This is a genomic window from Spirosoma sp. KNUC1025, assembly GCF_045160025.1.
Lineage (GTDB): Bacteria > Bacteroidota > Bacteroidia > Cytophagales > Spirosomataceae > Spirosoma.
Genome location: NZ_CP087139.1, coordinates 6,188,318 through 6,202,138, shown reverse-complemented (window position 1 = coordinate 6,202,138; position 13,821 = coordinate 6,188,318). Strand labels below are relative to the sequence as shown.

The window sequence follows — 13,821 nt, the reverse complement described above, 5'->3', positions numbered from 1 at the left end:
TCGTCGCTGAGCCGCCAATGTATAAGTGGCCGATCTGCTTGTATAAGTGATCCCCCGATCAGAAACCGATAGTCTCCATAAACTCTTTTTTCTTTCGTTTCGATACGTCCAGTTCTGTCCCATCGGTTAAGATAACACTGCCCCCTTCGCCCCGCAGGTATTCGCGAATATGCGCCAGATTGATCAGCGTGGAGTGGTGGATTCGGAAGAAACTGAGGCCTTCCATCAGCGTTTCGTAGTCGCCCAGGTTGCGTGATGAGACAATTTTCTGACCGTTTTCGAGATAGATGGTGGTGTAATTTCCGTCCGACATGAGATACAGAATCTCCCGCACACCCACGAACGTAATGCCGCGTATCGACGGCACCGGAACTTTGTCGTAGAGCGCGTTGAGCTTGCTGTAAGCCGATTTTTCGGCTTTTTTCTTGGCATTCACTTTCTGCATCAGCCGGTCAATGGCCTGCGTTAGATCGCTGTTGCTGATGGGCTTGAGCAGAAAATCAAGGGCACTCTGTCGGATGGCCTGCACGGCATATTCACCGTGAGCCGTGGTGATAATAACCTCAAACGACCGGTCGGCAAAGTGGCTCATAAACGAAAAGCCGTCCATCTCGGGCATTTCAACGTCCAGAAAAACTACATCAGGCGATAGCTTTTCCATCTGCTCCAGCGCCTGAACAGCCGAGCTGAACGATTTCAGGATGGTAATCTCATCCGACGCTTTCTCGATTTTTAGTTTCAACGCAGCAAGGCTGGCAGGCTCATCGTCGATCAGAACAGCGGTCATCATGCGCGTACATCCGTAAGGGTTAGCAAGGGCAAGCCAATTTCCACGACGGTTCCTCTGTCGTTTTCAATATGAATATCGTTGATTTTCAGGTAGGCTTTATGGGGGTACATCTCGTTTAATTTCTGAATACGTTCTTCGGTCAGAGCCACACCTACAGAATGCGACTCTTGTTTGCGGAGCCTGTTGATCTGAGCGGATGCCACCCGGCCAATGCCATTGTCAATGATCCGGGCAATGAGTTGATCGTGGTTTATTTTCAGGTTGATAAACAGTTCGCCGTCGTCCTCTTTTTTGTGGCGTAGTCCGTGTAAAATAGCATTCTCGACAAATGGCTGCAACACCATGGACGGAATCTGATAGTCCTGCTTGCTCAGAGCCGGATCGGCCGAAATTTCGTAGTCGAATTTATAGTTGCTACGTTCCCGCTCCAGTTGAATATAAAGCTCCAGCGTCTGCAATTCCTGATCAAGGCTGATAAATTCCTGCCGGGAGTTTTCCAGAATCAGCCGGATCAGGCGGGAAAATTTCTGCAAAAACTCACTGGCCTCGTCAGTTTTGCTTAGCAGTATGTAGGAATCAATGGTGTTCATGCAGTTGAAGATGAAATGCGGATTCATCTGCGAGCGTAGGGCATTGATTTCGGCTTCGGTACGTATCCGCTGAATTTCTTCCTTCCGTCGGACCTCAGTACGTATCTGTTTCGTTCGGAGGGTATAGAACAGATAAGCAAGAGCCCCCAGCAGCCCGATCAGGATAGCCCGAAACCAGGCTGTACGCCAGAATGGTGCGTTGACCACAACGGTTATCTTGCGAATGTCGGACTGCTGCAAACCGGATTCGTCAGTTGCTTTAATCAGAAACGTATACGTTCCCGCCGGCAGATTGGTATAACGGGCCGTGGCAGGATTGGAAGCACGTATCCATTGTGTATCAAACCCGTCGAGTTTATACAGCAGGGTTGCTTTTTGCGGGAAGCCGTAGTCGATTCCCACCGCATGAAGTGCAAACGTGTTCTGACTGGGTTGCAGCTCGATTTCCTGTGTCTCGCCAATGTAGGGCGTCGTTTTGAAAGGTTGCTCATTCACATAAAGCTCGGTGATCTGTACGCGAGGGCGAGCCGAATAGCCCAGATTGGCCTTCGGATCAATAACCGTAACGCCGTTATTGCCGCCAAAAACAACCCGCCCGTCGGGCATGATAAAGTTGCCGTACCAGTCATATTCTTTCGAATTGGCCCCATCTTTCGACGTAAAGTTTTTGTACTCCTTTCTAGTCCAGTTGTAGTGAGATATACCCCGGTTAGTCACCAGCCAGTGATCACCGTTTGCCTCCGGAATTATATTTGTAACGATATTGTCGGGGAGTCCTTGTTTTTCGGTAAGTAGCTGATGCGTAAAGCTTTGTTTGTCAAACAGGACTAATCCCTTTTGTGTACACAGCCAAAGTTTACTGGAGTCGGTGGCGGGCGCGATCCAATAGACGCTATAGGGGACGGCTTTCTTTTTTTTGATTTCCCACTTTCCCTGCCGATTCGTCAATACATAGAAATCAGACCACCAGTTTGCCGACAGGAACAACTGCTTTGTGGTAGCGTCATAATGCATTGGATGACAGGCTATTACTTTTTCTTTGGCTAACGATTCCACTACGTTCATGGTCATTTTGCCTGATGGCTGTTCGCGAATTTCGTATAGCCCATCGGTGGAAAACAGATACTGGCCCGGCCCCACTTCAACCAGGAAGGAATCGCCATTATGGGGTTTGCTTACGCTCAGGAAGGTTGTCTTTTGTGTTGTCGGATTCAGTACGTCAAATCCGTATGGTCCCAGCATCCAGACACGACCTTTGCTATCGGCAAGCAAGGCACGTTTGTTTTTATATTGCTGCTGGAACTGTCCCTGTGCATCCAGCACAATAACCCCTTCGCTCTGCGTGGTCAGCCAGATCTGGTCATGCCAGCCCAGTACTCGTGCTACGTGATTGTCGCGAAGTCCGAGTTGCTCGGCATCGTCGGTGGTCAACCAGTTCGACAGGTTGATACGGGTCAGATTGGTATAATCGACCCCGAATCCTAACTGGGAGAGAAACAGGTTGTTGTTCTGATCAAGATAGGGAATTTCGGCCCAGTTTGCCATCAGACCATCGGTGCGGGATGGCGAGTAGGGAATGCGCTGAACAAAACGATCCTGCTGTCGGTCAAATAGATAAATACCCCCTTCTACTGAACCAAACAACAACCAGTTTCGGTAAAGGACACCCCGTGTCAGTTGCCCGATGGGTTTCTCGGCAAACGTAGTGTATTGCCTGATCTGGCTGGTGCGGGTATTCAGTCGGGTCAAACTGATCGGATTGCCTGTTACCCAAACGATGGAATCGTTTTCTTCGAGTGCATAGTCTTGAATTCTGTTCTTAAAGGGCTGTTTTGTTCCCGTAAAAAACGTATCGACTTTCGTGACCCTATTGTTTGTTAACGATAATCTATATAGTCCTGCCTGTTTTGAACCGCCTGTGTATAAAGTATTTACCGTACCAAAGGGCGCTTTTGGCCGGGCCGGTAAGTACTCGCTTACCAGATCGGTAATGAAATTGTACTGCTTTTTTGCCGGGTTATAGGTATACAATCCAGACCGCTTTATGCCCGACAGCAGCACCCAGATCAGTCCTCGATAATCGACGTAATACGGTGACGCCATGAACTGCACTTCACGCGATGGCGACGCTACCAACGAAAAACTATCTGTCGCACGGTTGTAGGTAAATAAGCCTTCATCCGTTCCAACCCAGAGGTCGCCAGTTTTATCTTCAATGATATTGGCAATATGCACACCTTTGATGCCTGAATTGGTCGGTTTGTACACCCGGCACTCAATCCCATCGAATCGGTTTAATCCATTGAATGTGCCCAGCCACAGAAACCCGCGTGAGTCGCGGAGCATACTGATGACATTGTTGTTCGATAAACCTTCTTCGCGGGTTAAATGGTGAAAGGACAGACGCAGGGGCGATTGCGCCCACACAGCTACGTGAGTTATCAGCAGTAAAGCAGGCAGCAGATAGGCCAATCGCATGGCATTTTTATTTATGCCAAAGCTAGATTTATTTTTAAATGTTACTAGATGTCAGTTCGTTAACGGTCATTCTGGAATACCTTACCTCAATGAAGCTACCTGAATGGCTACTTTTGTGCTAAATCTGAGCTATTCTGTTGGCTGGCGAATAAAGTAGAAACCCATCAACTGTTTGCTTATGGAAATAGCAAACGAGTTAACGTAGCGTTTCCGATCAGGAAGCTCCGCTCGAGAATCCGATTGATTACTTTCTGTTTTACGCCTTTGTTTTATGATACGTATAGCCTCCCTGCTGATCTTATCAGTATTCATTACGTTGGTCGGCCAGGCCCAGCCATTTGGTAAACTTCTTCCGAAAATGCCCGGTATGGTGTCTTACACCATGCGCGATAGTTTTGGCAAAGATGTTCCCGGTACGTTAGACAAGGTCAAAGCCTGGGGTATCACCGACATCGAGTTTTCGAGCCTGTTCGGCAAAACGGCCACTGAACTTCGGGCATTGCTCGATGAGCGCGGCATGCATTGCAGCAGTTATGGGGTCAGTTACGATGCGATTGACCAGAAACCGGATTCCATTCTGCAGAATGCCAAAGCTCTGGGGGTTAAATTCATCCGTATTGGGTCAATTCCGCATAAGAGCGCGGCCACGCTGGAGATGATGCAAAAAGCGGCTGAAGTATTTAACCGGTTTGGGAAACAGGCTCACGATAAAGGGTTTATGTTTTGCTACCATAATCATGGGTTTGAATTTCAACCCTACGAAAATGGCACTCTGTTCGACTATCTCGTGAAACAAACCAATCCCGACTACGTGGGTTATGAGATGGATGTTACCTGGACTTTTTTACCGGGGCAGGACCCGGCCGCCCTGCTGACAAAATACCCAAAGCGGTTTCGGCTCATCCACCTGAAAGACGTAGCGAAAGACGTTGAACACAGCGATAAAGGGGGAATGCCTAATGAGAAATCCGTCGTGCTGGGAACCGGCCAGATCGATTGGCCTGCCGTTCTCAAAGCTGCCCGCAAGTCATCCATCGAGCATTTTTACATCGAAGATGAAAGCAAAGCCGTCGAGCAGCAGGTACCGAAAAGTCTGGCCTATCTAAAAAGCCTGTAAGCATTCTCATGAACAGGTTAGTAACCTATACTTTATTTTTTGTGAAATAATAAATGGATTTGGCTCATGAAAAATGAGGAACGGATTCTTGAGTTACTGGCCGAAACACTTCAGCGAATTGATCGTCATAGCGAACAGTTTGATCGACTTGAAGCAGAAATTAAATTGATCAACGAACGAATCGAGAGACAGCAGAATCTGTTTGATCGCCAGCAAGAACAACTCAGCCATCAACAAGAGCAGCTTGGCTATCAGCAGGAGCAAATTGATGAAAAGCGAGAACAGATGTGGACATTAATTTCTCAGATTCAGAAGCATCAGGAACATTTAGGGCATGATGATGATGCCTTGGCCGGACTTCGGGAACGTACTGAGGCTATGCACCAATCCTCGCCTGAGCAGCAACAGGCGTATAGAGCCATGACTGAACTGCTTATGCACCACAATCGCATTTTATCCGCAAAAGGGATTTTATAAATCCAGGTTTGCCAGTTCTGCCAGCTGAATACTCCAGGCACATTTGAAATGACCCAGCGGGCAGGCTTTCTGACCATGCAGGTTACAGGGTTTACAATCGAGCCGTTCGGGGGTTTGTATAACACGCGATACGTCGGCTAACGGACCGAATCCAAACTCGGGAACGGTTGAGCAAAAAATAGCCGTAGTGGGGGCATTCATGGCCGAACACAGATGAAGCGGTGCCGAATCATTTACGTAATTCATAATAGCCTCCTCCTGCAAAGCGGCCGATTGCAGCAAACTCAGCTGGCCTGCCAGATTCACCACCGTGTCGTTACGTCCAGACGAGCTTCTGATGGCTTCGCAGGCAGCCGTATCGGTTGGGGCGCCCAATAAATACACGGTAAGATTTTCGGGTAAAGCCTGAATCAATTCGACCCATCGTTCGGCAGGATACTGCTTCGTGAACCAGACCGACATAGGTGCCATACACACATAGGGCTGATTCTTATAATTCTTAACCGTTTCATAGTCGGCTGCCGACGGATACAGTTTTGGGCGGGGGAATTTCTGGATGGCGGCTGGCTTCGGTAAAAATTTCCCACCAGCCCATAAGACGGTCAACAGCTTCGTATTCCGATCGACTTCATGGATGCCGGTTTCGAAGCGGTGCTCTACCTGATACGTAAAGAATCGGGCCAGCGGATTTTTGTCGAAACCTACCGTAAATGTTGCGCCCGACAACGTGGTCAATAACCCCATTGTGCTATAGCGTTGCAGGTTCAGTACAGCGTCATATTTCCTGGCACGAACGATGCGCAACAGTCGCCACAAATCCCGATATTTGGTGCCTTTTTTATGCCAGATCAGTACGTCGTTCAGAAAAGGATGGTTTGCCAGTAAGCCCTCATTACCTTTACGCACCAGCACATCCAGCACTGCGTTGGGATAGGCAGTGTGCAACTGATCGATCAGCGCAGTGGCTAAAATCACATCGCCAATGAAAGCAGTTTGAATAATCAGGAACCGGGGCGAATTGGTTGCGGTTATCATTAGTGCGCTTAATGCGTGAAAGATAAGAATGGAAGATTACGAAGTTTATACCCTGCCTAACGGAATTCGGATTGCGCACAAACAAATACCGCATACGCAAATTGCTCATTGTGGTATTATGCTCGACATCGGCAGCCGCGACGAACAACCTCACCAGCAGGGATTAGCCCATTTCTGGGAACACATGGCCTTCAAAGGTACGGAGAAACGAAAATCCTACCACATTATCACTCGTCTGGAAACCGTTGGCGGTGAGCTGAATGCGTATACGACCAAAGAAAAAGTGTGTTTCCACGCGTCGGTACTGGATGTGCATTTTGAAAAAGCGGCCGAATTACTGTCCGATATTACGTTTCACTCGGTTTTTCCCGAAAAGCAAATCGAACGTGAGCGGGGGGTGATTCTGGAGGAGATGGCCATGTATTACGACTCGCCTGAAGATGCGATTCAGGATGATTTCGATGAGCTGGTTTTCCCGAATCATGCCCTTGGTGGCAATATTCTGGGGACAACCGAAACGGTTGGTTCGTTCCGACGGGAAGATCTTCAGCGGTTCATAGCTGAGAATTATGACACCAGCCGCATCGTTTTTGCTTCGGTAAGCAAGCTGCCTTTTAAGCAGATTGTGAAAATTGCGGAAAAATATTTTCGTGACGTTCCGACGCAGCACTCCACACGCCAACGGAAAACACCGACCGATTACGTACCATGCCAGACGCGCGTCGAACGCCCCATTACGCAGGCTCAGTGCGCCCTTGGTCGTCCCGCTTACGGATTGACCGACTCCCGGAGGCTCCCGTTTTTCATGCTCATTAATCTGCTTGGTGGGCCGGGTATGAATTCGCGGCTAAATCTGAATTTACGCGAGAAATACGGACTGGTTTATTCCATTGATGCCAGTTATACACCGTATCTGGATACGGGCTTTCTGGGCATTTATTTTGGGACTGATCCTAAAAAAGTTGATAAAGCGCAGTCGCTGATCATGAAAGAGTTGAAGCGGTTGCGCGAACAGCCGCTCACTACGTTGCAGCTTCATCAGACAAAAGAACAGTTGATCGGGCAATTAGCTATGGCCGAAGAAAGCAACAACAGTTTCATGCTGATGATGGCGAAGAGTCTGCTGGATGTTGATCGGGTAGAATCTCTGAGCGACATTTTCGGTGAAATTAAGGCCGTAACGTCTGAACAGCTACAAGCCCTCGCGCAGGATTCCTTTGACGAAAGTCAATTCAGTTCGCTAACGTTTGTCCCTGAAAAATAAAGGTTTGTCAATGGTCATTAGACGTTGGTCATTGGTTATTAGAGATTGGTCATCAGAAATTAATTGATAGCCGTTGACTATTAACCAATGTCTAATGACCATTGACCAGTAACTATTGACCAATGACTATTAAAGACGCTCAGACGACAGTTGACGACTGGATTAAAACGGTTGGTGTTCGGTACTTCAACGAACTAACGAATATGGCTATGCTGACGGAAGAAGTTGGTGAAGTAGCCCGAATTATTGCCCGCCGTTACGGGGAACAGTCGGAGAAAGAATCGGACAAGCAAAAAGATCTCGGCGACGAAATGGCCGACGTACTGTGGGTATTGATCTGCCTGGCCAACCAGACGGGGATTGACCTAACGGAAGCGTTTCAGAAAAACCTGGATAAAAAAAATCAGCGCGATGCGACCCGGCATCTGAACAACGAGAAGTTGAAATAGCATTGTGGTACGTATCAGCGCGACGATTGGCTTAAGTAGCCCGATCCGTGGTAAAATTCAATACGCTCCGTTCGCCCATTCGGGTGCTTGACCAGCCTGTATGTTTCGCCGGGGTTCGCCGATTGCGTTTTTATCGGTTTTACGGGTTTAAGCAGCTGAACCGGGCCATTGTTGTTGGAAACCAGATACCATTGATCAGTGCCTGTTGAAATAGATGCCAACGCTTTGGCGTCATGATCTGCATGAATACCGGCTACGTCGGGTGAGACGGCCCGAAAATGGCCCCGCCCGTCGCCAAGCAACAGGCAACCGCGTCCGGCGTCGTACCAACCTGAATACGTTTCGGATGCGTACGAATTACCGACCAGCAATACGTCTGGTAAACCATCGCCATTGAAATCGCCGGTCTGCATTCCAAAGGTTGGTGAAATTTGAGCCAGCGTCGGTAGAGGGGTTATGGCAAAACCAGCTTCGCCTTTATTTTCCAGATAGCAGCTTCGCAATTCATTGGCCGTTAATACAGTCGCTCCGCTGAGGTCGTTTCGGTCGAAAGCGTTGGTAAACGTAGTGTTGGCATATTGCTGAAAACTGGTGAATCGTTTCCGGGCAAAGGTTGGCATCTGATCATTCAATACGTCGCGAATCGGCCCGATGTGTTCTTCGCCTTGCAGGTAATGCGTCAGAATCGGATCAAGTTGACCATTACCATCAAAATCCTTGGCATACAGACGTAACGGCTCATGAGCCGACACGCGATACCGGGTATTCTGCCCCAAATTTCCTGCGATGTAATCCATATCGCCATCCAGATCGAAATCTGCCCCGACAAGCGAATTCCAAAGGCCCGTTACAGGCTCGTCCGTCTGTGTTTTTAAAGGCTGCACTGTCAACTTGCCCTTTTGATTTGACAGCAACGTAATAGGCATGAATTCACCCGCTACCAGCAGGTCTGCATCATTGTCGTTGTCGTAATCCGTCCATAAGGCGGCACAGACCATTCCAATCCGGCGCAGGCCAGGCGCTACCTGATCGGTTACGTCCGTGAAGCGAGGACCGACCGTTCTGCTTCCGTCATTCCGGAATAAATAACTGGCTGGCGCTAGTGGGTACTTTCCAACCTTTACGCGTCCGGCCCGAAACAGATCCAGGTCGCCGTCGCCATCAAAATCAGCCGCTACGACACACGAACCCGATGACGTAGTGAGCGGCAAAACACCCTGCGAACGCGTCAGTTTGCCGTGTCCATCATTCAAGTAGAGCCGGTCCTGATAAATCCCGCTACTGTCGGGCAATCGGCTTCCACCACTTACTACGTACAAATCCTGATCACCATCGCCGTCGGCATCGAAAAACAGCGACCCCATATCTTCGAGGTCATTGGCGCCCTGTTTCTGCTCGGTAAAATGACCCGGTGTTGATTGAAGAAATACCGATCGCGTTTGCCCGGCATCAGCTCCGACGAAAACATCATCCAGCCCGTTTCCATCAACATCAGCAACGGCCAGAGCGGGGCCATTTTTTGCATATACCTGAGGCAGCAACGGGGTTCGCTCAAAGTCGTTTAGGGGTGCCTCCTGATGCAGAAACGTAAGCCCAACACTTTTGCCATCAGTGGTTGTAAATAAGTGTGGGGCAAGGGGCAGGGGAGGAGGAACGAGGGCGGAGGGCTTATAGGTAACGTCATGTACGCGATCTGCTGCCAGTTGGCCAAGTTCCTGATACGTGCCGTCTGCCCAGCGGACTGAAACCGTTGCCGTTTTGTGTTTGCCTAAACCGGCATGGACGAACGGCTCCACCGATGATGTATAGCCTCGAATCGGATGGACTTCAACGGCTTGCGTCTGCCCATCAGGCGTCAGAATACGTACCTGTGCACCTAGTCCGTGAGCATCGGCGGGTAAGTGCAGACGTAGCGAATGATGCGTGACGGGTTTATTGGGCTGCACTGTTTCATTCCGGTACAAACCAGCTTCGCTGTCCATGTTGTTGATGACCAGATCCAGATCGCCATCGTTGTCTAAGTCGGCATAAGCAGCTCCGTTCGAGTAATTTAGTTCGCCGAAACCCCAGGCTTCCGATTTATCTTCAAAGGTCAAATCACCCCGATTGCGAAAGAGGTAATTATGGAGCTGAACAGTGGGGAGTTTATACAGTTCAGCCAGTGTCTGCTGTTGATTGCTAACCCGGCTCATCCCGAAACTCGATGCCTGGCTATTCAGGTATGCTACGTAATCCAGGTTGGTAATGTCGCGCCGATAGCCATTTGTTACGAATAAATCCTTCCAACCATCGTTGTCGAAATCGGCCAGTAACGGCGCCCAACTCCAGTCGGTGCGGAACACACCCGCCAGTTGCCCGATCTCACTGAAAACAGGTTGTCCGGCTGGACCTGTGCCCTGATTTAATTGGAGTGTGTTCCGAACGTATTCGTCCTGATAACCCTGCTGACGTGCGAGATGGAAGAACTCCCAGTTCGTTTTGATAAGCATCATTTTCTGTCGTGCGTTCGACTCGGGGAGCATATCAACCACCATGACGTCAGGCCTTATGTCGTTGTTTACGTCCTGAATATCAACCCCCATGCTGTTGTAACTGGTATGCTTAAAATAGTCGGCGGCCCGGTCAGTGAACGTACCGTTGTGGTTGTTGATGTACACTACGTCGTTCGACAGAAAATCGTTGGCGCAATAAATATCGGGCCAGCCATCCTGATTCAGATCGGCAATGGTCAGCCCTAATCCATACCCCTCCGCCAGAATACCAGCCTCACGGGAGACGTCGGTAAAATGCATGGGGGTAGGGGCATAGGGCAGAGGGTGATTCACTTGCTGTTTTTTACCCTTCCCCCTATGCCCTATGCCCTTTGCTCCATGCCCCTCATTCCGATACAACCGATCTGTGCTGGGGCCTTCGCCGTTCAGCCGTCGGGGGCGGATGGTGTTACGTCCGGTTCGTTCTACAGCGTTATTCAGGATATAACAATCCAAGTCGCCATCGCGGTCGTAGTCGAAAAAAGCGGACTGGGTATTCATGCCACTGTCAGCCAAACCATACTCAGCCGCCATTTCGCGGAATGTGGGCAACGTACCGGGTTGTTTTGACTGGTTGATGAACAGTAAATTATGCCGAACCGCCCGACTGGTATCAGGACCGGCTACACTGACGTAAATATCGGGCCAGCCATCCTGATTGACATCGGCGACACTTACGCCCGTACACCAGGCTTTGGTTGTGACGCCAGCCTGCGTGGTTACGTCCTGAAAGTTAAAACTGCCTTTGTTCAGATAAAGTCGACTCGTTACGTTATTTCCGGCGAAAAATAAGTCCTGTTTGCCATCGCGGTTGAAATCCCCGACACCGACGCCTGCGCCATTGTACATTGGATCGTATACATTAGCGTTCAACGTATCGTTTTCGAATGGCTGCATCTGGTTGTTAAAGGCAAGGCCCGACTCATCGGAACGAATCATCGTAAACAACGGATCAGTCGGTGAGCCAGACTGACAGGCCTGTAAGCCGATGAGGAAACTACCTAACAAAACAATACGATAAAACATGAATTGAGCGCGCAAAAACCAGGCTATTGCTATAAGGAAGCCTGCTTCAAATTTATCCCTACATAATAGCAGTATAAAAAGAAGAAGTAGTAAAAATGCGATAGCGAATCCAACAAGTTGTGGATACAAATCTGTAGCTTTAACAATATTTTTGCAGTCAGTGAACAGCGCACTTCTCTACCAACAAGCGACGGATTCTCAGATTTGGGATGATTTTCTGCATGGCAACAAGGCAGCGTATTCGTTTATGTATGAAAAATACGCGCCCATATTGTACAATTATGGCTATAAGATTGCCCAGAACCGCCAGATAACGGAAGACTGTCTTCAGGACCTGTTTCTAACCATTCTGGAAACGCGGGAACGATTAGGACGTACGGATTCCATTAAGTTTTATCTGATGCGGGCGCTCCGGCGCGACATTGTTCGTAAACTAACCAGCGAGCAGCGCTTTAACGGCGAACTGGATAGCCTCGATTTTACGATTGAATTTCATTACGAACCCACCTGGCTCGATGCGCAGATTTCGCAGGAGCAATCAACCCTGCTTCTTCAGGAGTTGAACAGCCTTCCCGCCCGTCAGAAAGAAGCGTTGTTTCTCAAATACTTCGACAACCTGAGCTACGAAGAAATTGCTGGCGTTATGTGTATCGAACAGACCTCGGCTTACAAAATCATCTATAAAGCCATTGCCTCGCTGCAGAAACGTATGCCAACCCATGTCGTTTTTCTGTTATTGGCACTCATCGGATAAAAATTAGCAAAAAAGCATTCAGTAAAAGAGATAATCTGCGCGTCAAGGCTCTTTGGTTGATAAAAACCTGCCTGAACCATGACCGTTAAACTCGCTCTCATCGCCATTGTGGGCGTTTGCCTCTTTCGTTCAGATGATACGACTGTAACCTGGCGTGAGCCGATTTTGATTGATAATCAGCCTACGTTTACTGATGCCGGGGGCGTATCGCACGCTGGTGGAACCGACCTGCGCAAACATGGCCTATATGGCTCCGAGTACGGGCGGATGGTGCATCTGAAAAACGGAAACTGGCTGTCGGCCTACACGATTTCGCGGAACAATGGGTATCAGCGCGATCCGAAAGGTGGACTGGAAATACAGGTTTCCCAAAGCACTGACAATGGCCAGACATGGAAAAATATCGCGATCCTGACCGATATAGGGCGCGACCTCGACAATGCCCAACTCTGTCAATTACCCAATGGGAATATTTTACTGGCCTGTCGGTCAGTACGTTGGCAGGAATCGTATCGGTTGCCCGTTTACGAAAGCACGGATAACGGCCAGACATGGGCCAAACGTAGCATGATTGATGCGGCCGAAGGGACGCCCGGCAGCCTGGGCAAACCCGACAAGGGCATTTATGAACCGCATATGGCTTTTCTGGTGGATGGGCGTCTGTCGGTGATGTATGCCAATGAAAAGCACGTAACCGAAAATCCGTCCTATAGCCAGATTATTTCGCAAAAAATCTCAACCGATATGGGGGGCAGTTGGGGGCCTGAAATCTGGGTAGCGTATGAACCCGGCCATAACGCGTCGCGACCGGGGATGCCCGTCTGGGATCGGATGAAAGATGGCCGCTACATGGTTGTTTACGAAATCTGCGGCCCTGAAAAATGTAACGTGTACTACAAAATCAGCCCGGACGGTGTTCAGTGGCCCGTGGGGTTAGGTACGCTGATTCCCGATCAACTAGGCGGTCCATATCTCCTTTCAATGACAGATGGCCGGTTGGTGGTTTCGTCCAACAGTAGTCATATTTCGGTTAGTAATGATTCCGGCAAGTCGTGGCAACGTATTGCCGATGCCTGGCCGAAAATGCTGTGGAGCAGTCTGTACCAGCCCGCCCCGAATCAGATCATCGTCATGAATTCAGTTGAACGTACCGGTGGTGGGCACAATGTGCAGATTCGCTTTGGACAACTGAATGCAGTGGCTGGAGAAAAAAGTAGCTGAATTGATCAGTAGCATTCAGCGGATAAAATTTTGTAAAAAAATAAGTTGCTCTGAGGGATAACCTGAGCCTATCGTCCCTTTTAACCATA

Annotated in this window: 10 protein-coding genes; 6 read left to right on the top strand and 4 right to left on the bottom strand. The window is 49.2% G+C overall.

Going from position 1 to position 13,821, the window contains the following annotated elements; genetic code table 11:
• Window positions 1–58 precede the first annotated feature (58 nt).
• Window positions 59–790, bottom strand: a complete 732-nt coding sequence (locus LN737_RS27150; RefSeq protein WP_405513806.1) for a LytTR family DNA-binding domain-containing protein — start codon at window positions 788–790, stop codon at window positions 59–61.
• Window positions 787–3,858, bottom strand: coding sequence for a histidine kinase (locus LN737_RS27145; RefSeq protein ID WP_405513804.1), 3,072 nt, complete (start codon window positions 3,856–3,858; stop codon window positions 787–789). The genes LN737_RS27150 and LN737_RS27145 overlap by 4 nt, the downstream gene beginning before the upstream one ends.
• 271 nt (window positions 3,859–4,129) lie before the next feature.
• On the opposite strand from LN737_RS27145, the gene LN737_RS27140 reads away from it, so the two are divergent.
• Both LN737_RS27140 and LN737_RS27135 read left to right on the top strand, forming a co-directional pair.
• A complete protein-coding gene (locus LN737_RS27140) occupies window positions 4,130–4,975 on the top strand; it encodes a sugar phosphate isomerase/epimerase (RefSeq protein ID WP_405513802.1) in 846 nt (281 codons plus the stop codon).
• Window positions 4,976–5,041: 66 nt separating this feature from the next.
• Window positions 5,042–5,452, top strand: a complete 411-nt coding sequence (locus LN737_RS27135) for a hypothetical protein (protein WP_405513801.1) — start codon at window positions 5,042–5,044, stop codon at window positions 5,450–5,452.
• On the opposite strand, the gene LN737_RS27130 is transcribed toward LN737_RS27135, so the two are convergent.
• Window positions 5,447–6,487, bottom strand: a complete 1,041-nt coding sequence (locus LN737_RS27130; protein WP_405513799.1) for a glycosyltransferase family 9 protein — start codon at window positions 6,485–6,487, stop codon at window positions 5,447–5,449. The two genes, LN737_RS27135 and LN737_RS27130, sit on opposite strands and share 6 nt — an antisense overlap.
• Window positions 6,488–6,515: 28 nt before the next feature.
• Between LN737_RS27130 and LN737_RS27125 the strand changes: the two genes are divergently transcribed.
• Entirely contained in the window at window positions 6,516–7,751 is a 1,236-nt protein-coding gene (locus tag LN737_RS27125) for a pitrilysin family protein (RefSeq protein ID WP_405513797.1), read from the top strand.
• A gap of 122 nt (window positions 7,752–7,873) precedes the next feature.
• A complete protein-coding gene (locus LN737_RS27120; protein WP_405513795.1) occupies window positions 7,874–8,200 on the top strand; it encodes a nucleotide pyrophosphohydrolase in 327 nt (108 codons plus the stop codon).
• Between the two features lie 14 nt (window positions 8,201–8,214).
• Here LN737_RS27120 and LN737_RS27115 read toward each other — a convergent pair whose 3' ends face one another.
• On the bottom strand, window positions 8,215–11,757 hold the full coding sequence (locus LN737_RS27115; protein ID WP_405513793.1) for a VCBS repeat-containing protein: 3,543 nt from the start codon (window positions 11,755–11,757) through the stop codon (window positions 8,215–8,217).
• 160 nt (window positions 11,758–11,917) lie between these two features.
• On the opposite strand from LN737_RS27115, the gene LN737_RS27110 reads away from it, so the two are divergent.
• Together LN737_RS27110 and LN737_RS27105 are read left to right on the top strand one after the other, a co-directional pair.
• A complete protein-coding gene (locus LN737_RS27110) occupies window positions 11,918–12,511 on the top strand; it encodes an RNA polymerase sigma factor (protein WP_405513791.1) in 594 nt (197 codons plus the stop codon).
• 78 nt (window positions 12,512–12,589) lie between these two features.
• The gene (locus LN737_RS27105) at window positions 12,590–13,732 is read left to right on the top strand and encodes a sialidase family protein (RefSeq protein WP_405513789.1); all 1,143 of its coding nucleotides are present in this window, start codon (window positions 12,590–12,592) and stop codon (window positions 13,730–13,732) included.
• The last annotated feature ends 89 nt before the right edge of the window (window positions 13,733–13,821 follow it).

Coding starts and splice junctions, on each gene's coding strand:
- LN737_RS27115 (WP_405513793.1), bottom strand. CDS start 11,757: ATGTTTTATCGTATTGTTTTGTTAGGTAGTTTCCTCATCGGCTTACAG.
- LN737_RS27145 (WP_405513804.1), bottom strand. CDS start 3,858: ATGCGATTGGCCTATCTGCTGCCTGCTTTACTGCTGATAACTCACGTA.
- LN737_RS27120 (WP_405513795.1), top strand. CDS start 7,874: ATGACTATTAAAGACGCTCAGACGACAGTTGACGACTGGATTAAAACG.
- LN737_RS27140 (WP_405513802.1), top strand. CDS start 4,130: ATGATACGTATAGCCTCCCTGCTGATCTTATCAGTATTCATTACGTTG.
- LN737_RS27150 (WP_405513806.1), bottom strand. CDS start 790: ATGATGACCGCTGTTCTGATCGACGATGAGCCTGCCAGCCTTGCTGCG.
- LN737_RS27130 (WP_405513799.1), bottom strand. CDS start 6,487: ATGATAACCGCAACCAATTCGCCCCGGTTCCTGATTATTCAAACTGCT.
- LN737_RS27105 (WP_405513789.1), top strand. CDS start 12,590: ATGACCGTTAAACTCGCTCTCATCGCCATTGTGGGCGTTTGCCTCTTT.
- LN737_RS27135 (WP_405513801.1), top strand. CDS start 5,042: ATGAAAAATGAGGAACGGATTCTTGAGTTACTGGCCGAAACACTTCAG.
- LN737_RS27125 (WP_405513797.1), top strand. CDS start 6,516: ATGGAAGATTACGAAGTTTATACCCTGCCTAACGGAATTCGGATTGCG.